The following is an 18681-nucleotide window of genomic DNA, read 5'->3' as shown; positions in this document are numbered from 1 at the left end:
CATCACCGCGCATCGACCCACGCCCGCAACGCGGCGTCGCGGATCTCGAACACGTCGAACAGCCCGAGCGCGCGCAGCGCCGGCAGCACGTCGGCGGCATCGGCCGCCGCGCGGGAGCGCTCGGCCTCGTCCGCATGCGGGTCGGTGAGCACCCGCGCATTCGCGAGAAAGGCGCCCACGCTGCCCTTGCGGATCGTCGTGCCGTTGAGGTCGAGCTGATTGAGGTGGTCGGGAAGCATTTCGTCGGCTCGCATCGCGCGGCCCTCCTGAAGTGTTGAACGAGCACCCAGTGTACGGATGCGAACACGGCCGAACTCCGGTATAAATGCCATTCGATACCGAATTCCAGCCATGCCTGACGATCCGCTTCTTCCCGCCGGCCTCGTGAAGTCTTCCGACGGCCCGTTCGTCGCCGCCGCCGAGCTGACGCAGCGCGCCGCACGCGTGACCGCGCCGCATCGCCACGCGCGCGGCCAACTGGTCGGCGCGCTGACCGGCTTGCTGTCGCTCGGCCTCGACGACCAGGACTGGGTCGTGCCGGCCGTTCATGCAATCTGGATTCCGCCGCATTGCGTGCATTCGCTGCGCTCGTTCGGGCCGTTCTCCGGCTGGAGCGTGTTCGTTGCGGAGCCGCGCTGCGAATCGCTGCCGCAGGCGCCGCACGCGATCCGCACCTCCGCGCTGTTGCGCGAGGCGGTACGGCGCGCGGCAAGCTGGCGCGGCGGCACGCTCGACGCGGCGCAAACGCGCGTGGCGGAAGTGATCCTCGACGAGATCGCGGCATCACCACCGGTCACGCTCGGCCTGCCGCGCCCGCGCGATCCGCGGGTCGGACGGATCACCGACGCGTTGAGCGCCGATCTCGCGGACAACCGCCGTCTCGAGGAATGGGCCGCGTGGGCAGGCATCGCGCCGCGCACGCTGAGCCGGCGCTTCGTCGCCGAAACGGGGCTGACGTTCGCGCAGTGGCGCCAGCAGGCGCGGCTGCTGCGCGCGTTGGAGAAGGTGGCCGACGGCATGCCGGTGACGACGATCGCGCTCGATCTCGGCTACGACAACGTGAGCGCGTTCATCGACATGTTCCGGCGCGCGTTGGGGACGACGCCGGGGCGGTATATGGAAGCCGGACACGACGGACGCCGGGGCGACGCCGCGTAGCGCGTCATTGCGCGCTCACATGCACGCATCGACGGTGGCGACATTCGATTCGCCGCGCCTTCAATACGTGCCGTCGCCCTGCTTCGCGGCGTCGGACGGTTTCCCCTTGAACCGCGCCGCCAACCGCTCCGCACTTCTCGCCAGCAGCGTCGTGTCGACCCCCACCGCGACGAACAACGCCCCCGCTTCGAGATACCGCCGCGCCGCCGCCTCATCGGCGTTGAGAATCCCCGGCGCGTTGCCGGCCGCCTTGATCGCGCGGATCGCATGATCGATCGCCGCCTGCACGTCCGGATGCCCCGGATTGCCGAGATGCCCGAGATCCGCCGCGAGGTCGGCCGGGCCGATGAATACGCCGTCCACGCCCTCCACCCGCGCGATCGCGTCGATCGCGTCGAGCCCCGCGCGCGTCTCGACCTGCACGAGCACCGCCATTTCACCGTTCGCGCGCGGCAGGTAGTCGCCGACGCGATTCCAGCGCGACGCCCGCGCCAGCGCGCTGCCGACGCCGCGGATGCCCTCCGGCGGATAGCGAGTCGCCGCCACTGCCGCGCGCGCCTCGGCGGCGCTCTGCACCATCGGCACGAGCAGCGTCTGCGCGCCGAGATCGAGCACCTGCTTGACGATCACCGGGTCGTTCCACGGCACGCGCACGACCGGATGCGACGGATACGGCGCGATCGCCTGCAATTGCGCGAGGATCGTCGGCACCGTGTTCGGCGCGTGCTCGCCGTCGATCAACAGCCAGTCGAAGCCGGCGCCCGCGACGATTTCGGCACTGTACGGACTGGCGAGACCGAGCCACAGCCCGATCTGCGCGTCGCCACGCGCGAGCGCGGCCTTGAAGGGATTCGATGGCATCTTCATCACGCGTCACCCGAAATGGCATTGAATGGTGCCGAGCGGACCGTAGTCGACGCTGAACGTGTCGCCGGAGCGCGCCGCGCACGGCCGCGTGAACGACCCGCCGAGCACGATCTGCCCGGGCTCCAGCGCGACGTCGAAGCGCGCGAGCCGGTTCGCGAGCCACACGACGCCGTTGGCCGGATGGTTCAGCACGCCGGCCGCGACGCCGGTTTCCTCGACCACGCCGTTGCGCGACATGATCGCCGCGACCCAGCGCAGGTCGACGTCGGCCGGCCGCACGGGCCGCCCGCCGATCACGACGCCGGCGTTCGCCGCGTTGTCTGCGATCGTGTCGAACACCTTGCGCGGGCGCTGCGTATCGGGGTCGATCGACTGGCTGCGCGCGTCGATGATCTCGAGCGCGGGCACGACGTAATCCACCGCGTCGTATACGTCGAAGATCGTGCAGTTCGGCCCGCTCAGGCGCTTGCCGAGCACGAACGCGAGCTCGACCTCGACGCGCGGCACGATGAAGCGCTGGGTCGGGATCGTGCCGCCATCCTCGAAGAACATGTCGTCGAGCAGCGCGCCGTAGTCGGGCTCGTCGATCTGCGACGTGTTCTGCATCGCCTTCGACGTGAGGCCGATCTTGTGGCCCTTCAGCACGCGGCCCTCCGCGAGCTTGAGGCTCACCCACGCGCGCTGGATCGCATACGCGTCGTCGATCGTGATGTCCGGATAGTCGAGCGAGATCTGGCGGATCTGCTTGCGTTCGCGTTCGGCGTCGTGCAGGCGCCGCGCGAGCAGGTCGATGGTCGCGGTATCGAACATGGTCGGGTCGGTAATGGGATTCAGCCGGCCCGCTTGTAGCGGGCATGGATGTTGTTGTGCTTGTACGAGCCGCTCTCGCTGAACTCGGCCAGCTCCATCGACAGCGCAAGATAGCGCTTCGCGTACAGCTCGGCGAAATGCGCGTTGATCGCGTCGAACAGCGCGTCGCACGCGGCTTTTTTCACTTCATCGCTGCGGCCCGCGCCGATCTTCAGCGTCACGTGGACGAACGCATCGTCCCCGGCGCCGTCCGCGACGCAATAGTCGCGCAGCTCGATCGCGCGCGAGCGGATGCCGCCGGTCGGAAACACGCCGCCCTGCGCGATCAGCGTCGCGTTGATCGTGCGCAGCAGCGCGGGGATGCGCGCGTCGTCGCGGATGTTCGCGGTGTACTCGACGACGATGTGTGGCATGACGATTCTCCTGTCAGATCTGTCAGATGCACGGCGTGGCGGTGCTCAGGGCAACGGAAAGATCGCGTTGATCTGCCCGGTGCCCGAGCTCGCGAAGTAGTCGGTGACGATTTCGACGGGCTTGTCGTAGCGATCCCAGCCGAGCAGGCCGAGCAGCATCGCGGTGTCGTGCATCCCGCCTTCGCCGAAGCAGTGCTGGCTGTACTCGGGCAGCATCTTGCAGAAGGTCGCGAAATCGCCCTGCTTCCACAATTCAACGACCCGCAGGTCGACCTGCCGGAAGAACTCGCGGCTGATCTGGTGGATCGATTCCTCGGGGCTGCCGTTGTCGTTGAAGCGATGCGACAGCGACCCGCTCGCGAGGAACGCGACGTTCGCATCGCTCTTCTCGATCGCTTCGAGCAGCGCTTCGCCGAAGCGGCGGCTCTCGTCGAGCGTGTGCCACATGCACCAGCCGGCGATCGACACGACCTTGAAATGCTGGTCGGCGTTCATGTAGCGCATCGGCACGAGCGTGCCGTATTCGAGTTCGAGGCTGTCGATCTCGTGCGCGCGCGTCGCGATGCCGCGCGCGGTCGCGGTTTCCGCGATCAGCCGGCCGAGCGCCGGATTGCCCGGATACGCGTAGGCCATGTCGCGGATGAAATGCGGCAGCTCGTTGCTCGTGTAGACGCCGGAAAACCGCGCGTTGCAGTTCACGTGATACCCGGCGTTGACGAGCCAGTGGACGTCGGACACGACGATCGTGTCGACGCCGAGCGCGCGGCAGCGCTCGCCGATCAGCTGATGGCCGCGGATCGCTTCCGCTCGGCAGCCGTGATGCCTGCCCGGCAGCTCCGACAGGTACATCGACGGCACGTGCGTGATCTTTGCGGCGAGGGACAGTTTGCCCATCGTGAGTCTCCGTCAGTCTGCGTCTCGTTCTTTCTCGCGCCGCTTACACGCCCCAGCGCGGAATGTGATGCGAACCCATCGAGATGCAGACGTTCTTGATCTCGGCGAACACTTCGAAGCTGTACTCGCCGCCCTCGCGCCCGGTGCCCGACTCCTTCACGCCGCCGAACGGCTGCCGCAGGTCGCGCACGTTCTGGCTGTTGACGAACACCATGCCGGCCTCGATGCCGCGCGCGAGGCGATGCACCTTGCCGACGTCCTGCGTCCAGATGTACGACGCAAGGCCGTAGCGCGTGGCGTTCGCGAGGCGCAGCCCTTCGTCCTCGTCGTCGAACGGAATCAGGCAGGCCACCGGGCCGAAGATCTCTTCCTGCGCGATGCGCATCCGGTTGTCGACGTCGGCGAACACGATCGGCCGCACGAAGTTGCCGCTGCGCAGGTGCGCGGGCAGGTTCGCCGGCTGGTCGGCGCCGCCCGCGACGAGCCGCGCGCCCTCCTGCTCGCCGATGCGGATGTAGCCCGTCACCTTCTCCCAGTGCGCGCGCGTGATCATCGCGCCGAGCTGCGTCGCCGGGTCGGCCGGATCGCCGACCACCAGATTGTTCGCGCGGCGCGCGAATTCCTGCACGAAGCGGTCGTAGATCGAACGCTGCACGAAGATCCGCGAGCCCGCGGTGCAGCGTTCGCCGTTGATCGAGAAGATCGTGAACAGCGACGCGTCGAGCGCGCGGTCGAAGTCCGCGTCGTCGAAGACCAGCACCGGCGACTTGCCGCCGAGCTCCATCGAATACTTCTTCAAGCCCGCGCGCTCGATGATCTTCTTGCCGGTGACCGTGCCGCCTGTAAACGACACCGCGCGCACGTCCGGATGCCGCACCAGTGCGTCGCCGGCGGTCGCGCCGTAGCCCTGCACGACGTTCAGCACGCCCGGCGGAATGCCCGCCTCGAGCGCGAGCCGGCCGAGCTGGTCGGCGGTCAGCGGCGACAGCTCGGACATCTTCAGCACCGCGGTATTGCCGAGCGCGAGACACGGCGCCGTCTTCCACGTCGCGGTCATGAACGGCACGTTCCACGGCGAGATCAGCGCGCACACGCCGACCGGCTGGTACAGCGTGTAGTTCAGCATCTGGTCGTCGACCGGATACGTGCGGCCGTTCATCTGCACGCACACTTGCGCGAAGAAATTGAAGTTCTCCGACGCGCGCGGAATCAGCTGCTTGCTGGTTTGCGCGATCGGCAGGCCCGTATCCTGCGTCTCCAGCGCCGCGAGCGCCGGCACGTTCCGCTCGATCAGCTCGCCGAGCCTGCGCATCAGCTTCGCGCGCTCCTTCGCGGGCGTGTTCGCCCATTTCGGGAACGCGGCCTTCGCCGCACGCACGGCCGCGTCGACTTCCGCTTCGCCGCCCGACGCGACGTCGGTGATGACTTCGCCGGTCGCCGGATTCAGCGTCGTGAACGTGTCGCGGCTTTCGACTTCGCGGCCGTCGATCCAGTGCTTGATGGTCATCTGCTCTCCTTGTGCGGCGGGCTCAGCCGGCGCGATAGTAGTCGTGTTCGGCGACGATCGTGTTCACGAGCCGGCCGACGCCTTCGATTTCGGTGACGACCTCGTCGCCCGGCTGCGTATCCGCAAGCCCTTCTGGCGTGCCGGTGAGGATCAGGTCGCCCGGCGACAGCGTCATGAAGCCGCTGATGTGCTCGATCAGCGCCGGCACGTCGAAGATCATGTCGCGCGTGCTGCCGCGCTGCGTCTCGCGGCCGTTCACCGTCGTACGCAAGGCCAGGCCGCCGGGGTCGCCGATCTCGTCGGGGCTGACGAGCCACGGCCCGAGCGGCGTGCAGGTGTCGCGGTTCTTCACGCGCAGGTTCGGGCGGTAGTAGTTCTCGAGGTAATCGCGGATCGCGTAGTCGTTCGCGACCGTGTAGCCGGCGACGTAGTCGAGCGCCTGCGCGCGGCGCACGCCCCGCGCGGGGCGGCCGATCACGACCGCCAGCTCGCACTCGTAATGCATGTGGGTCGCGTCGGCGGGCCGCACGGTGCGCGACCGGTGGCCGATGAACGTGTTCGGGCCCTTCAGGAAGATCAGCGGCTCGCTCGGCGCGTTGAACGCGAGCTCCTTCGCGTGGTCCGCGTAGTTCAGGCCGAGCGCGAACGTCGTGCGCGGCGCGACGGGCGGCAGCCAGGCCACCGCGCGCTCCTCGACGACCCGCCCCGTATCGAGGCGAATCAGGCCGTCGCCGGCCGGTTCGGCCGCATGCTGCGCGCCGTTGTAGATCACGCGTGCGGTTCTCATCGGGCCGCCTCCGCGATCAGCGCATGCCGCAACGTGCCGATGCCGTGCGCGGCGATCTCGATCCGGCTGCCCGGCTTCGCGCGCGGCGCGCCGCCCGCCACGCCGAGCAGCAGCACGTCGCCGGCATCGAACGACATGAATGCCGACACGTCGGCGATCAGTTGCCGCACCGGGCGGATCAGCGTCGCCGTCGACGCGGACTGCGCGACGTTGCCGTCGATCCGCACGGTCAGCCGGATCGCGTCGACGTCGTCGAACGCGCCGGGCGGGACGATCGCCGGGCCGAGCGGGCAGAACCCGTCGCGGCACTTGAAGCGCACGGCGGGACGGTAGTAGTCGGGATGCGGCACCGACACGTCGCTCGCGAGCGTGAAGCCGTGTACGTAGTCGAGCGCGCGGCCGGCCGCCACGCGGGTCGTGCGGCGGGCGAACACGACCGCGACCGACGCGCCGATCTCCAGCGCGTCGACGCCGGCCGGCACGACGACGGCCGCGCCGTCGGCCGCGTGGGTGTTGGCGGGCTTGATGTACAGGATCGGCGCCTGCGGCGGCCGCCCGTAAGGCGGCTGGCGCACCGCATCGCCGAGCGCGTCGAGCGCGGCGCGCTCGTTGAGCAGCGCACCGTAGACGGTCCCGATGGCGACCGGCAGCGGCGGCGCCGCGGCGGTCGTGCAAGACAGCTCCATGCGTCATTCCCCTGCCGCGCGTCGCGGCGCATCGTTAATATTTAACATCTTAAGTAAACAATCGGGCGGTGACAACCTCGATTACCCTGATACACGAAATTCGCCGCGACCGCCTGTTAAGATTGGCGCGTCCCCGTCCATCCCCTTCATTTCGATGAACCGTACGCTCGACCACCGCAATCTGGCCATGCTGCTGCTCGAGGCCCGCGAAACGCTGATGGGGCGGTTCCGCCCCATTCTCAAGGAATTCGCGTTGACCGAACAGCAATGGCGGATCATCCGCGTGCTCGACGGCGAGCCGTCGCACGCGCTCGAAGCGGGACAGATCGCGCGGCGCTGCTGCATCCTGAGCCCGAGCCTGACGGGCGTGCTCGAACGGATGGAGCGCGACGGCCTGATCAAGCGCACGCGCGCGCAGGAAGATCAGCGCAGGCTGCTCGTCAGCCTGACGCCGCAAAGCCGGAAGCTGGTCACGGAAATCGGCCCGCGCATCGACGAACAGTACCGGCTGCTCGAGGCGCGCTTCGGCCAGGATGCGCTCGACGACATCTACCGCGCGCTCGACCGGCTGATCGAGCTCGGCGACAGCGCGCCCTAAGCCCCAGCCCCGCGCGCGGGCTCAGGCCTCGCCGCGCATCAGCGCGGTGAGCGGCACGCCGCGCGACGTGCGCATGCATTCCTCGACGTAGTCGACGAACGGCAGCGGTTCGAAATCGATTTCGTCGCGCACGCGCCGGTTGTCGAACACGCGATCGACGGCCGCGAATTCCGCGAAGCGCCGCAGCGCCTTGCCGACCACCCGCTCGAGCGCCGGATCGGCGCGCCCCAGCACGTCGCGCACGACGAGCGGCAGCTCCGCCGCCGCGCACGCCGCGTAGCGCGGCGCGCCCGCCATCCCGGCCGCCTCGTCCATCGCCCGCACGATCTGCGCGACCATCGGCGCCTCGTCGCCCGCCGACACGTGATAGACGTCGTGCGAGAGCGCCGGCTTGACCGCCAGCAGCATCGTCGCGCGCGCGACGTCGTCGACCGACACGATGTCGATGCGCGTCATCGGCCGCGCCGTATAGCGACGCGCCGCGTGCGCGAGACGGAACACCCAGAACGAGTTCGGCGCGGGCCGCGTGCCGAGCACCGTATGCCCGACGACGTGCGACGGACGGACGACGACGAGCGGCAGCCCGAGCGTGCGCAGGCGCTGCTCGGTCTCGCGCTTGGCGCGCAGGTAGTCCGCCGCCAGCACGGCGCCCGCGAGCGCTGCGCCCGGATCCGCGGCGGCGTGTGCCGCGCCGGACGGCGCGTCCTCCAGCACCGTGCCGCCCCGGCCGCCGTGCACGAACGCGGTGCCGACGTACACGAAGCGCTGCAGCTGCGCGGCGTGCGCAAACCGGGCGGCGAAGCGCAGCGACTCGTCGACGTCGGCCTGCAGGTGCGCGCCGTCCGCCGTCGATGCGTGGCCCGCGCAGTGGATCACATGCGTTGCCTGCGCCAGACGGGCCGCGTCCGCGCCCTCCCAGACGTCGCCGAGCGCGCCGACGACCACGTTCGCGTCGCTCAGGCGCGACGCCCAATATGGCGCGAGGCCCGCGCGCAGCGCCGCCTCGCGCAGCCGCGAAACCGCGTGACCGCGGTCCTGCGCGCGCACGACGCAGATGATGCGGTCGAGCAGCCCCGCATTGACGAGCGTCGTCAGCACGGTGCTGCCGATGAAGCCGGTTGGGCCCGTGAGCACCAGTCGCCCGACGTTCGCCGCGGCGACCGGCGCGCACGCCGGCGATACGAGGCTCGTGCGCCAGTTGAGCGACAGGGCGGTTTTCCAGATCAGCACGGGAATCTCCTTCGAAAAATCGGCCGGACGGCGCGACGCCCGGCGCACTGGCGCCGGACGTGCGGCTGTCGGTCTGCGGGCCGTCGAGCGTGCCCGGCGTCCCGATCCGGCATCCGCCGCGCGACGAGTCGGCACGAGGGGCGACGCGGGCGGCGCCGCGAATGAGGGCAGCAACGCCAGTCGGGACCTTGCCAGTGTGGGGCCGGGTTCGGGACAAGTCTGTCCTGAAAGTTTTGCGAAAGTGTGCGGATTTGTATGAGATTGTCTGCGTGTGTGGCTCTGGCGGCCGCGCGCGGTCCGGGCCGAAGTCGGCCCCCTCGAATCAGGCGCGACACATCGACGCGCCCGCGGTCCCCGCGCGCAGTTGCGCGACGCGGCGCGACACACCGCGACCCAGCGCAATGCCGCCTGCGGCGGGCGTCACGCGGCAGGCGCGGCTGCGCAGCGCTTTTTGTCAGACGTCATTTCATGTGGAATGCGGATGTGCGCGATGTTGATTTATTGCGCATTGCGTCTTGCGTTTCACCGCAGTCTATCTAGACTATCCAAGCTAACCTGGTCGAATGAGTCATTTTTTATTAGGAGACGATCCAATGCGCCTCACCATTCGGATTAATGGCAGCGAAGCGGCAACTCGACAGTCTTTTGCAGTGCTGTGGGTGGACACCGACGAAGGGCTGTGGTCTCGCGAGGCACATCAAGGCATCGATCTTCCGACGTGGGGCAAGGTCAAGGACGTCGAGGGCGCAATGGCGCTCTGCGCGGCCGACAGCGGCAAGGCCGTCTGCAAGCTGCAGGGGCTGTCGTTCGACGCGACGCAGCGCGAACAGGGCACCGCCGTGCTCGCCGGCGAGCATGAGGGGGCCTGGCGGCTGCAGGAAATCGACACTTGCACGGTCCAGCCGGAATACCGGGAATTTATTTCCGTCGATCGATAGTCAGGTATTTTTGACGCGTATTGTCTGCGGGTTTCGGGTTTATTCCAGTTTTATCTATTTTGTTTTTCCTGTTTTGAAAATATCGACGCCCCTCCGGGGGCGTTTTCAATTGATCCGCATCAAGAAAATTAATCAGGGACGGTTCGGTTTCAGGACTCGTCCGATTTCGGCAAGCGGGTTTCACGCGTCCCCTCCCGGCTTCAGCCCGCATCCGCATCCCAAAAATCGGGGCGGAATCACGCAATTTCCCCCACATGACGATTACTCATTTATTACAATCGCATTATTCAGACTGACAGCCCGCCGCCTGGCGGCTCGCCCCGGCCCTCGCATGAGCGTGAAAAAGAAGACCCATCCCGCCGATCCGTACGCAACGGCGACCAAGCACCCGATGCTCGCGTCACGCCTGCCGATGTGGCGCTCGAAGCTGGTCGTGATCATCGTGTTCCTCGCGTTCGCGGCGCTCCTCGCCCGTGCATTCTGGGTCCAGATCGCCAACCAGGATTTCTATGTCGGCCAGGGCCAGAAGCGCTACCAGCGCACGATCGAACTCGGCGCGATGCGCGGCCGCATCGTCGACCGCAACGGCGCGATGCTCGCCGTCAGCCTGTCGACCTACGAAATCTGGGCGAACCCGAAACAGGTCGCCGAGACCGACTACCCGCAGATCGCGAAGCTGCTCGACATGCCGCTCGCCGAGGTCAAGCGGCGCCTGCGCAACGACCGCACGTTCGTGCTGCTCAAGCGCCAGATCGATGCCGACACCGCGAGCCGCCTCGACAAGCTCGCGATCGAGGGCATCACGCAGATCGCCGATTCGAAGCGCTACTACCCCGAAGGCGAATCGGCCGCGCATGTGGTCGGCTTCACGAACGTCGAGGACCAGGGGCAGGAAGGCGTCGAACTGGCGGCGAACAGCCCGCTGTCGGGCACCGCCGGGCAGCGCGAGGTGATCCGCGACCGGCTCGGCCGCATCGTGTCCGACACGCGGCCGCTCGTGCCCGCGCAGCATGGCGCGACGATCGAGCTGACGATCGACCGGCGCATCCAGCAGCTCGCGTTCAGCCAGCTCAAGGCCGCGGTGCTCGAGAACAACGCGCAGGCCGGCAGCGTCGTCGTGCTCGACGCGCAGAACGGCGAGATCCTCGCGCTCGCGAACTATCCGACCTTCGATCCGAACGACCGCGCGCGCCTGACCGGCCAGCAGCTGCGCAATCGCGCGGTGATCGACACGTTCGAGCCGGGCTCGACGATCAAGCCGCTCGTCGTCGCGCTGTCGATCGACGAAGGCAAGGTGCGCCCGAACACGATCCTCAACACGTCGCCCGGCACCTACAAGATCGGCCCGGCCGTGATCCACGACACGTCGAACCACGGCTCGCTGACCGTCGCGCAGGCGCTGCAGAAGTCGAGCAACGTCGCGCTCGCGAAGCTCGCGCTGAACCTGCCGGCCGAGACGATCTGGAACAAGTACCAGGAATACGGAATCGGCCGCGCGCCGGAGCTGACCTTCCCGGGCGTCGCGTCGGGCCGGCTGCGGCAATACAAGCGCTGGCGGCCGATCGAGCAGGCGACGATGGCGTACGGCTACGGGCTGTCGATGTCGCTGCTGCAAATTGCTCAGATGTACACCGCGTACGCCGGCGACGGCACGCTGCATCCGGTGTCGCTGCTGAAGAACGGCACCGACAGGCAGACGATCGACGCGCATCGCGGCCATCGCGTGACGACGCCGCAGACGGCGGCGGCGATCCGCTCGATGCTCGAGATGGCGGTCGGCGAAGGCGGCACCGGGCGCCGCGCGCGCGTCGACGGCTACCGGATCGGCGGCAAGACCGGCACGGCGCGCAAGCAGGTCGGCAAGTCGTATGCGCAGGGCAAGTACCGTGCGCTGTTCGCCGGGATGGCGCCGATGAGCAACCCGCGCCTGATCGTCGCGGTGATGATCGACGAGCCGCGCGGCAAGGGGTATTACGGCGGCACCGTCGCCGGGCCGGTATTCTCGTCGGTCACGAGCGGCTCGCTGCAACTGCTGGGCGTGCCGCCCGACGTGCCGGTCGAGGCGGACAAGCTCGCGCCGCCCGAGCCGGCCGTGCAGGCCCAGACGACGGCGGCCGCGCGCTCGTAAAGCGAGCCCTTCGCCGCCGCCGGCATCCCATTTTCCAGGAACGCCTCGCAACATGTGAGCGTTCCCGCCGCGCGCCCCTGCAATTTTTTCGCGCCGCAGGCACCCTGCCCACGCGAACAAGTACAACAAGAGACGCATGCGATTCCGCTGGATAACGCTCGTGCTGCCCGGCACGATGAAGACGGCCGCATGGGAAGCGCGCGTGCGGCGCAACCCGCAGATATTCGAGCAACTGAGGAAGTGATGTGCGCTCGACGACTTCGCGACGCCCGACGACGTCGCGCAGGCCGCGCTGTTTCTGTGCTCGCCGGCCGCGCCTCGCCGGCCGCGCGGATCATCACCGGCGTGGCGCTGCCGGTCGACGGCGGCCTGCTGGCCGGGAATCGCGTGATGGCGCAGGAGCTGACGCTCGACACGTTCTACCAGGAAGCGGGCCGCCGCCCGCCGTCAATGCGCATGCGCGGCCGCGGCCGGCTTCGTCATCCTGCCGAGCACGTGCTCGGTCATCCCGCGGGCGAGCTCCGTCTCGCCCATGAACACCGTGCCGACGCCCTCGCTCGCGAGCAGCGCCGCTTCGTCGCCGCTGTTCGTGCACAGCGCGACCTCGAGCGACGGATTGAGCGTGCGCGAGATCTCGACGATCTGCCGCACGTCGAACACGTCCGGCAGCGTGACGACCAGCATCCCCGCGCGCGCGATGTGCGCCTGCACGAGCACGATCGGCTCGATCGCGTCGCCCGACACCGCCGCGACGCCGTCGGCGCGCAGCTTCTCGACGATCTCGCGATTCTGCTCGACGACCACGCAGGCGATCCCGCGCTCGTCGAGCGCCTGGGCGATCCGCGCGCCGACCTTGCCGTAGCCGACGATCACGACTTGCCCGGTCAGGTGCGTCTGCGGCGTGGACATCGGCAGCGCGGCGAGCGGATCGTCACGCGCCTCGAGCCGCCGCGCGAACGCCGAATGCCGGCGGATCCATGCGAGCGCCGGATCGATCATCGCGAACAGGAGCGTATTCAGCGCGATCGAGATCAGCGCGACCGCGAGGATCAGGCTCTGCCCTTCCGCCGACAGCAGCCCGAGCGCGCGGCCGAGACCGGCCAGGATGAACGAGAACTCGCCGATCTGCGCAAGCCCCGCGCCGACCGTCAGCGCGGTATTGAGCGGATAGCGGAACGCGAGCACCAGCGCGACCGCCGCGAGCGTCTTGCCCACCAGCACGATCGCCGCGACCTCGATCACGTGCAGCGGCTCGTCGAGCAGCACCTGCGGGTCGAACAGCATGCCGACCGAGATGAAGAACAGCACGGAGAACGCATCGCGCAGCGGCAGCGTCTCGTCGGCCGCGCGCCGGCTGAACTCGGATTCGCGCATCATCATCCCGGCGAAGAACGCGCCGAGCGCGAACGACACGTCGAACAGCTTCGCCGCGCCGAACGCGATGCCGACCGCCGCGGCAATCATGCACAGCGTGAACAGCTCGCGCGAGCCAGTGCGGGCGACGAGCCACAGGATGCGCGGAAACACCCGCTTGCCGACCACGAGCATCAGCGCGATGAACGCGGCGACCTTCAGCATCGTGACACCGAGCGTGCCCCACACGCTGCCGCCGCCCGCGTGCGCGTCGCCGGGCGGCGTGCCGCCGAGCAGCCCGGCGACGGGCGGCAGCAGCACGAGCACGAGCACCATCACGAGATCCTCGACGACCAGCCAGCCGACCGCGATGCGCCCGTTCACGGACTCGACGAGCCCCCGGCCCTCCAGCGCGCGCAGCAGCACGACCGTGCTCGCGACCGACAACGCGAGACCGAACACGAGCGCCGCGCCGAAACTCCAGCCCCACAGCAGCGCGAGCCCGCCGCCGAGCGCGGTGGCCACCGAGATCTGCACGATCGCGCCCGGCAGCGCGATCTTGCGCACCGCGAGCAGATCGCCGAGCGAGAAATGCAGGCCGACCCCGAACATCAGCAGCATCACGCCGACCTCGGCGAGCTGCTGGGCGAGCGACAGATCGCCGACGAAGCCCGGCGTGCCGGGGCCGATCACGATCCCGGCGAGCAGGTAGCCGACCAGCGGCGGCATCTTCAGCAGCGACGCGAGATAACCGAAGACCATCGCGAGACCGAAACCGGCCGCGAGCAAAGCAATCAGGCTGACGTCATGTGGCATCCCCTCTCCCCTGTAGATGTAACCGTTTAGTAAGGTTCAAGGATAAGGGATGAGGTGGGGAAAATGGCGCGCCGCCGCGAAAAATTCACGGGCGGCGGCGCGACGCGGGGAATGTCGGGGCATCGGGGAGGAAATCCGCGGTAATTCGGCGCGATGCCGGCCACGGATGCGCTCGGCGCGACGGACGCGGCCGGCGCCACGGCCCGCCGCGGGCGCCCGCTCAGCGCGCGGCTTGCGGATAACGCGCGCCCGGCGGCGGCTCCGGCCGCGTGCCCGGCGTCGTCTTGCGCACCTTCGCGACCTGCGCGGACGAGATCGGCGCGCCGGTATTGCCCCAGCTCGTGCGCACGAAGTTCGCGACGTCCGCGACTTCCTGGTCCGACAGACGCCAGCCGAACGGCGGCATCGTGAAGGTCGATGGCGCGGCGTGCGTGCCCTGCAGCGCGCTGCCTTCCAGCACGACGTGGATCAGCGAGGTCGGATCGCCGCCCTGCACGACCGGGTTGCCGCCGAGCGCCGGAAACACGCGCGTGTAGCCGCGGCCATCGCTGCGGTGGCAGGCCATGCAGTTGTCGCGGTAGACCGCCGCGCCCGGCTTGCTCGCGTCGCCGGCCTGCAGCGCGTTGGCGGCTGCGGCGTCGTATGCGTAACGCGTCTCGCCCTGCATCTTCGGCGGCAGCTTCTTCAGGTAGCGCGCGATCGCGGTCAGGTCGTCGTCGGTCATGTGCTGCATGCTGTGGCCGACCACGTCCGTCATCCCGCCGAATGCCGCGGTGCGCGGCGTGCGGCCGGTCTTCAGGAACTGCAAGATCTCGGCCTCCGTCCACGTGCCGAGCCCCGTGCGCGGCTCGCCGCGCAGGCTCGTCGGCACCCAGCCGTCGATCGCCGCGCCGCCGGCCAGGAAGTCCGGGCCGTCCGCGTCGGTCAGCCCGCGCTCCTGCATCGTCGGCGCGCGCGGCGTGTGGCACGCGCCGCAGTGGCCGAGCCCCTGCACGAGGTACGCGCCGCGCGCGACGACCGGATCGGGGTACGGCGCCGCGTCGAACGGCTTCGGCGCCGGCGCGAACAGCTTGCGCCAGAACGCGAGCGGCCAGCGCATCGACAGCGGCCACACGATGTCGACCGCGCGGTTTTCCTGCTGCACCGGCGTGACGCCGTGCATGAAGTACGCGTAGAGCGCCTTCACGTCATCGTCGGTGAGGCGCGCATACGACGGGAACGGCATCGCCGGATACAGCGTGTCGCCGTTCCTGCGCACGCCCGAGCGCAGCGCGCGGTCGAACTCGTCCAGTGTCCAGCCGCCGAGGCCCGTCTTCGGGTCGGGCGTGATGTTGGTCGAATAGACCGCGCCGATCGGCGTGTCGAACTTCAGCCCGCCCGCGAACGGCTTGCCGCCGCTCGCCGTGTGGCACGCGACGCAGTCCCCGGCTCGTGCCAGGTACGCGCCGCGCGCGACGAGCGCATCCGCGGCATGCGGCGCGGATGCGGCCGCCGCAGGCGCGGCCGCCGGTTGCGAGACGGCCGCCCCGCTCGCCAGGCCGAACGCCAGCCACGCCGCGCCGGTCGCCAGCGCGCGCACCGTGCGGCTCGCGGCGTTGTCTGTCGTTGTTCTCTTCATGCGGTCACCAGCGGAGCGGGGTTTTTCAGGTATTGCTCGCGGATCGCGCGCGCCGACCAGTAAGCCAGCGCCGCGATGATCCCGGTCGGGTTGTAGCCGATGCCCTGCGGCAACGCCGACGCCCCCATCACGAACACGTTGTGCACGTCCCAGCTCTGCAGATAGCGATTCAGCACGCTCGTCTTCGGATCGTTGCCCATCACCGCGCCGCCGACCAGGTGGGTCGTCTGGTACTGGCGCGAATCGAAGTGCTTGCCGAACTCGCGCGTCGACACGCCGATCGCCTTCGGCCCCATCGCCTCGGCGATCTTCTTCATCTGGCCGGTCACGTACTGCGCCATCCTGACGTCGTTGTCCTTCCAGTCGAACGTCATCCGCAACAGCGGCTGGCCGTACGAGTCGCGGTAGGTCGGATCGAGATCGAGATACACGTCGCGGTACGACATGTTCGTGCCGTGCGCGTCCATCGAGATCGTGTGCGCGTAGTTGTCCTTGACCGCCTTCTTCCACGCGGCGCCCCACGCGGGCGTGCCGGGCGGCGTCGCGATGCCGCTGATCGGCTTCACGCCGGCCTGGTTCACCCACAGCGGCGAGCCGCCGACGAAGCCGAGCGGGCCGTGATCGAAGTTGTCCGCGTTGAAATCGTCGACCGCGACGCCGTTGCCGCCCGCGCCGATGAACGGGTTCGTGTAGGTGTCCTTGTCGAAGAACGCCTTGATCGTCGACAGGTTCTGGTACGCGAAATTGCGGCCCACGACACCCTCGCCCGAGATCGGGTCGTACGGCTTGCCGATGCCCGACAGCAGCAGCAGGTGCACGTTGTGATACTGGAACGCGGCGAGGATCACGAGATCGGCCGGCTGGTGCACTTCACGGCCGGCCGGGTCGATGTAGGTGACGCCCGTCGCGCGCTTCTTCGTGTCGTCGAGATCGACGCGCAGCACGTGGCACTTCGAGCGCAGCTCGAAATGCGGCGCCTGCTTCAGCGCGGGCAGGATGTTCAGGTTCGGCGACGCCTTCGAGTACATGTAGCACGCGTAGCCGCTGCAGTAGCCGCAGAAGTTGCACGCGCCCATCTGCACGCCGTACGGGTTCGTGTACGGCCCCGACGTGTTCGCCGACGGCAGCCGGTACGGATGCAGCCCGAGCGATTTCGCCGCGTCGAAGAAGCGCTGCGCCGAATACGTGTTGAGCTGCGCGGGCAACGGGAAGTGGTCGCTGCGGTGTGCGTCGAACACGTTGCCGTCGCCGACCACCCGGCCGTTGACCTTGTACGCCTGCCCCGACGTGCCGAACACCTTCTCGGCGAAATCGAAGTACGGCTCCAGCTCGTCGTAGCTGACGCCCGTGTCCTGGATCGTCATCCCGGCGGGGATGAACTTCTTGCCGTAGCGCTCCTCGTAGTGGCTGCGCAGCCGCAGCTCTTCCGGCGCGATGCGGAAATGCACGCCGGACCAGTGCAGCCCCGCGCCGCCGACGCCCTCGCCCGGCAGGAACGCCGCGAGCTGGCGATACGGCAGCGCCGTGTCCTGCACGCCGTGGCGGATCGACACCGTGGTCTTCGACAGGTCGAGGAACAGCTTCTTGCGGACGTTGTAGGTCAGCTCGTCGATCGTGTTCGGATACGCGCCGTCCGGATACGTGTCGCGATACTCGCCGCGCTCGAGCGCGACCACGTTCAGGCCCGCTTCGGTCAGTTCCTTCGCGAGAATCGCGCCGGTCCAGCCGAAGCCGACGATGACCGCGTCGACGTGCGGCTTCTTCTCTGCGGCCATCAGGTGCGCTCCCCGTTGATCGAAACCGGCCCGTACGGATACGGCTTGCCGTTCTGGTTGACGAAATCCATGAAGTCCGCGCGCGCGCCGGGGAAGCCGATCATCTTCCATGCGGCCATCCCGCGATTGCCGCCGTGGACCGGATCGCAGAAGTAACCTTCGCGCGTGTTCTGCAGCAATTGTCCGAACAACACCGCGGGCGGCACGTCGTCGATCTGCGCGCTGCCCTTTTCGAGCGCGCCGAGCACCGCGTCGCACGTCGCCGCGTCGAGATCCGCGAAGGCCTTGCCGTGCGTCTTCGTGCAGAAGCGGTCGACGGCCGCGATGCCCAGCCGATAGATGTCGCGCGGCACGAGCTTCAGCTGGTAGCCGAGCTCCGGCACGCCCTGCTGGAACGGCCCCTGCATGTACCACAGCGCGCCGTGCGCGTATGGCGTTTCCATCTGACGGTCGATGAATTCCGGCACGCCGGCCTCGAGCGCGCCGGGGCCTTCGGCATCGGCTGGAATCAGCCGGTCGACGGCCGCCTGGACGAACGCCCACTCCCGGGCATCGAAGAAAGTCGGTTTGTACGGCGCTTGCGCGGCGTCGGCCGATGCGGCGCGCGCGCCGCCGGCCGTGGTCGCGGCGGCCGACGACGGCCGCAGGTCGCAGCCGGCGAGCGACGCGAGCGGCACGAGCGCGACCGACGAGCGCAGGAAGTGACGGCGCGAATTGGGTTTGTCGGGTGGCGTGGACATGGTCGGTTGATGATGTTGGGGACAGCGCTTCGAACACGCGCAAACAGCCGGTGCCGCGCGCGACGGCCGGGCCGAGCCGCGATACACCCGGCCGCCCTTTTTATTTCGTGTTGCGAATTACCTTGGTGCCGCCGGCGGATTCGCGCAGTGCGCACCGCCCGCCGCCGTGCAGCCGCTTTCGGCACGTTCCATCGGACTCCAAAGGGTCAAGCCTCTTGCGGACCTTATCGTCAGACAAATTCGCGCCGCCGGACCGGCTTTGCCTGGTCGCCGGTTCCGGCGAAGGCAAAGCCGGTAAGAACCGATAAACGCGCCCCGCTCGACGGCCTGAATCGACGCCCCGCGAATCATAAATGGAACCGG

At 68.6% G+C, this 18681-nt stretch carries 17 protein-coding genes and 1 pseudogene; 5 read left to right on the top strand and 13 right to left on the bottom strand.

Annotation, left to right across the window (positions count from 1 at the left end):
- Nucleotides 1–2: 2 nt before the first annotated feature.
- A complete protein-coding gene (locus KY49_RS28730) occupies nucleotides 3–254 on the bottom strand; it encodes a hypothetical protein (RefSeq protein ID WP_042587756.1) in 252 nt (83 codons plus the stop codon).
- Nucleotides 255–351: 97 nt separating this feature from the next.
- Between KY49_RS28730 and KY49_RS28725 the strand changes: the two genes are divergently transcribed.
- Nucleotides 352–1158 carry an AraC family transcriptional regulator gene (locus tag KY49_RS28725; RefSeq protein ID WP_042587755.1) on the top strand — a complete coding sequence of 269 codons (807 nt, stop codon included), beginning with the start codon at nucleotides 352–354 and terminating at the stop codon, nucleotides 1156–1158.
- Nucleotides 1159–1218: 60 nt separating this feature from the next.
- On the opposite strand, the gene hpaI is transcribed toward KY49_RS28725, so the two are convergent.
- The 7 genes from hpaI to KY49_RS28690 are packed head-to-tail and all read right to left on the bottom strand — an operon-like array spanning nucleotide 1219 to nucleotide 7122.
- Nucleotides 1219–2025 carry a 4-hydroxy-2-oxoheptanedioate aldolase gene (hpaI, locus tag KY49_RS28720; RefSeq protein ID WP_042587754.1) on the bottom strand — a complete coding sequence of 269 codons (807 nt, stop codon included), beginning with the start codon at nucleotides 2023–2025 and terminating at the stop codon, nucleotides 1219–1221.
- Between the two features lie 6 nt (nucleotides 2026–2031).
- The gene (hpaH, locus tag KY49_RS28715; RefSeq protein ID WP_042587753.1) at nucleotides 2032–2835 is read right to left on the bottom strand and encodes a 2-oxo-hept-4-ene-1,7-dioate hydratase; all 804 of its coding nucleotides are present in this window, start codon (nucleotides 2833–2835) and stop codon (nucleotides 2032–2034) included.
- Between the two features lie 20 nt (nucleotides 2836–2855).
- Nucleotides 2856–3248 (bottom strand): 5-carboxymethyl-2-hydroxymuconate Delta-isomerase, encoded by a 393-nt coding sequence (locus KY49_RS28710; RefSeq protein ID WP_042587752.1) that lies wholly within the window; start codon nucleotides 3246–3248, stop codon nucleotides 2856–2858.
- 45 nt (nucleotides 3249–3293) lie between these two features.
- Nucleotides 3294–4142 (bottom strand): 3,4-dihydroxyphenylacetate 2,3-dioxygenase, encoded by an 849-nt coding sequence (gene hpaD / locus KY49_RS28705; protein ID WP_042587751.1) that lies wholly within the window; start codon nucleotides 4140–4142, stop codon nucleotides 3294–3296.
- A gap of 43 nt (nucleotides 4143–4185) precedes the next feature.
- Nucleotides 4186–5649 carry a 5-carboxymethyl-2-hydroxymuconate semialdehyde dehydrogenase gene (gene hpaE / locus KY49_RS28700; RefSeq protein WP_042587750.1) on the bottom strand — a complete coding sequence of 488 codons (1464 nt, stop codon included), beginning with the start codon at nucleotides 5647–5649 and terminating at the stop codon, nucleotides 4186–4188.
- A gap of 22 nt (nucleotides 5650–5671) precedes the next feature.
- Complete coding sequence (locus tag KY49_RS28695; RefSeq protein WP_042587749.1) at nucleotides 5672–6436, bottom strand: fumarylacetoacetate hydrolase family protein; 765 nt, start codon at nucleotides 6434–6436, stop codon at nucleotides 5672–5674.
- On the bottom strand, nucleotides 6433–7122 hold the full coding sequence (locus KY49_RS28690) for a fumarylacetoacetate hydrolase family protein (protein ID WP_042587748.1): 690 nt from the start codon (nucleotides 7120–7122) through the stop codon (nucleotides 6433–6435). The genes KY49_RS28695 and KY49_RS28690 overlap by 4 nt, the downstream gene beginning before the upstream one ends.
- Before the next feature lie 154 nt (nucleotides 7123–7276).
- Between KY49_RS28690 and hpaR the strand changes: the two genes are divergently transcribed.
- Nucleotides 7277–7720, top strand: a complete 444-nt coding sequence (gene hpaR, locus KY49_RS28685) for a homoprotocatechuate degradation operon regulator HpaR (protein WP_010089786.1) — start codon at nucleotides 7277–7279, stop codon at nucleotides 7718–7720.
- A gap of 21 nt (nucleotides 7721–7741) precedes the next feature.
- On the opposite strand, the gene KY49_RS28680 is transcribed toward hpaR, so the two are convergent.
- A complete protein-coding gene (locus tag KY49_RS28680; protein ID WP_042587747.1) occupies nucleotides 7742–8950 on the bottom strand; it encodes an SDR family oxidoreductase in 1209 nt (402 codons plus the stop codon).
- A 593-nt stretch (nucleotides 8951–9543) separates the two neighbouring features.
- Between KY49_RS28680 and KY49_RS28675 the strand changes: the two genes are divergently transcribed.
- The 3 genes and pseudogenes from KY49_RS28675 to KY49_RS36400 form a co-directional block, all read left to right on the top strand.
- Complete coding sequence (locus KY49_RS28675; RefSeq protein ID WP_010089788.1) at nucleotides 9544–9888, top strand: DUF3564 family protein; 345 nt, start codon at nucleotides 9544–9546, stop codon at nucleotides 9886–9888.
- Between the two features lie 331 nt (nucleotides 9889–10219).
- Nucleotides 10220–12016, top strand: a complete 1797-nt coding sequence (locus KY49_RS28670; RefSeq protein ID WP_042587746.1) for a peptidoglycan D,D-transpeptidase FtsI family protein — start codon at nucleotides 10220–10222, stop codon at nucleotides 12014–12016.
- Nucleotides 12017–12173: 157 nt separating this feature from the next.
- Nucleotides 12174–12439 (top strand): annotated as a pseudogene (locus tag KY49_RS36400) (SDR family oxidoreductase); the annotation flags it as partial.
- A gap of 24 nt (nucleotides 12440–12463) precedes the next feature.
- Here KY49_RS36400 and KY49_RS28660 read toward each other — a convergent pair.
- The 4 genes from KY49_RS28660 to KY49_RS28645 form a co-directional block, all read right to left on the bottom strand.
- Entirely contained in the window at nucleotides 12464–14185 is a 1722-nt protein-coding gene (locus KY49_RS28660; RefSeq protein WP_042587745.1) for a cation:proton antiporter domain-containing protein, read from the bottom strand.
- Between the two features lie 220 nt (nucleotides 14186–14405).
- Nucleotides 14406–15803, bottom strand: coding sequence for a cytochrome c (locus KY49_RS28655; RefSeq protein ID WP_042587744.1), 1398 nt, complete (start codon nucleotides 15801–15803; stop codon nucleotides 14406–14408).
- Nucleotides 15800–17578: a GMC family oxidoreductase gene (locus KY49_RS28650; protein WP_042587743.1), complete on the bottom strand. Its 1779-nt coding sequence runs from the start codon at nucleotides 17576–17578 to the stop codon at nucleotides 15800–15802. Before KY49_RS28650 ends, KY49_RS28655 begins: the two co-directional genes overlap by 4 nt.
- Nucleotides 17578–18318: a gluconate 2-dehydrogenase subunit 3 family protein gene (locus tag KY49_RS28645; RefSeq protein ID WP_042587742.1), complete on the bottom strand. Its 741-nt coding sequence runs from the start codon at nucleotides 18316–18318 to the stop codon at nucleotides 17578–17580. Before KY49_RS28645 ends, KY49_RS28650 begins: the two co-directional genes overlap by 1 nt.
- Nucleotides 18319–18681 lie beyond the last annotated feature (363 nt).

It is taken from the genome of Burkholderia sp. MSHR3999 (assembly GCF_000833595.1).
GTDB lineage: Bacteria > Pseudomonadota > Gammaproteobacteria > Burkholderiales > Burkholderiaceae > Burkholderia > Burkholderia ubonensis.
The sequence above is the reverse complement of the archived record's forward strand: the minus strand, read 5'-3'. Positions and strand labels throughout refer to the sequence as shown.

What these genes read in the sequence shown, in the direction of transcription:
- hpaH (WP_042587753.1), bottom strand. Translation starts at nt 2,835, where the DNA reads ATGTTCGATACCGCGACCATCGACCTGCTCGCGCGGCGCCTGCACGAC.
- KY49_RS28675 (WP_010089788.1), top strand. Translation starts at nt 9,544, where the DNA reads ATGCGCCTCACCATTCGGATTAATGGCAGCGAAGCGGCAACTCGACAG.
- hpaR (WP_010089786.1), top strand. Translation starts at nt 7,277, where the DNA reads ATGAACCGTACGCTCGACCACCGCAATCTGGCCATGCTGCTGCTCGAG.
- KY49_RS28650 (WP_042587743.1), bottom strand. Translation starts at nt 17,578, where the DNA reads ATGGCCGCAGAGAAGAAGCCGCACGTCGACGCGGTCATCGTCGGCTTC.
- KY49_RS28660 (WP_042587745.1), bottom strand. Translation starts at nt 14,185, where the DNA reads ATGCCACATGACGTCAGCCTGATTGCTTTGCTCGCGGCCGGTTTCGGT.
- KY49_RS28670 (WP_042587746.1), top strand. Translation starts at nt 10,220, where the DNA reads ATGAGCGTGAAAAAGAAGACCCATCCCGCCGATCCGTACGCAACGGCG.
- KY49_RS28690 (WP_042587748.1), bottom strand. Translation starts at nt 7,122, where the DNA reads ATGGAGCTGTCTTGCACGACCGCCGCGGCGCCGCCGCTGCCGGTCGCC.
- hpaI (WP_042587754.1), bottom strand. Translation starts at nt 2,025, where the DNA reads ATGAAGATGCCATCGAATCCCTTCAAGGCCGCGCTCGCGCGTGGCGAC.
- KY49_RS28645 (WP_042587742.1), bottom strand. Translation starts at nt 18,318, where the DNA reads ATGTCCACGCCACCCGACAAACCCAATTCGCGCCGTCACTTCCTGCGC.
- hpaD (WP_042587751.1), bottom strand. Translation starts at nt 4,142, where the DNA reads ATGGGCAAACTGTCCCTCGCCGCAAAGATCACGCACGTGCCGTCGATG.
- KY49_RS28695 (WP_042587749.1), bottom strand. Translation starts at nt 6,436, where the DNA reads ATGAGAACCGCACGCGTGATCTACAACGGCGCGCAGCATGCGGCCGAA.
- KY49_RS28725 (WP_042587755.1), top strand. Translation starts at nt 352, where the DNA reads ATGCCTGACGATCCGCTTCTTCCCGCCGGCCTCGTGAAGTCTTCCGAC.
- hpaE (WP_042587750.1), bottom strand. Translation starts at nt 5,649, where the DNA reads ATGACCATCAAGCACTGGATCGACGGCCGCGAAGTCGAAAGCCGCGAC.
- KY49_RS28730 (WP_042587756.1), bottom strand. Translation starts at nt 254, where the DNA reads ATGCGAGCCGACGAAATGCTTCCCGACCACCTCAATCAGCTCGACCTC.
- KY49_RS28655 (WP_042587744.1), bottom strand. Translation starts at nt 15,803, where the DNA reads ATGAAGAGAACAACGACAGACAACGCCGCGAGCCGCACGGTGCGCGCG.
- KY49_RS28710 (WP_042587752.1), bottom strand. Translation starts at nt 3,248, where the DNA reads ATGCCACACATCGTCGTCGAGTACACCGCGAACATCCGCGACGACGCG.